1 protein-coding gene is annotated in these 416 nt (G+C 67.3%); it reads left to right on the plus strand.

The window, feature by feature from the left end:
- The coding region (locus AUL38_RS17325) for a hypothetical protein (RefSeq protein ID WP_161937396.1) at positions 1–416 on the plus strand (416 nt) is incomplete at both ends.

The following is a 416-nucleotide window of genomic DNA, read 5'->3' on the forward strand; positions in this document are numbered from 1 at the left end:
GTCCAAGCGCTCGGGCTGTATGACCATCTCACTCGCATTGGGCGGGCCGTGAAAAGGCGGCTCATCCCCGCGCCTGCTGCACCCGAGGGCATTGCTGGCTCCGAGGGTATTGCTGCCCCTGAGGGCATTGCTGCCCATGATGGACAGCCGAAACCTGCTGACAGCGGCAACACCGCAGACACCAGTGACCTGCGTGGTCTTGACGAGCTGCGGGCTGACGCGCTCTACGACCTCCTCAGCCGCGACCCCTACGACGCCGCCGAAACAGCAGCGGCGCAGGGCACCGGGGCTGACCTGCACGGGCGTGTACAGCTCGTCCTCACCGCGGAAGGCGTCGACGCGCTCCTCGCCACTCACGGCGGCACCATCACCCGCGACACCCCCACGGGCGGCGTGAAATGCGAACTCCAAGGCTA

It is taken from the genome of Leucobacter sp. G161 (genome assembly GCF_001482305.1).
Taxonomy (GTDB): Bacteria; Actinomycetota; Actinomycetes; order Actinomycetales; family Microbacteriaceae; genus Leucobacter.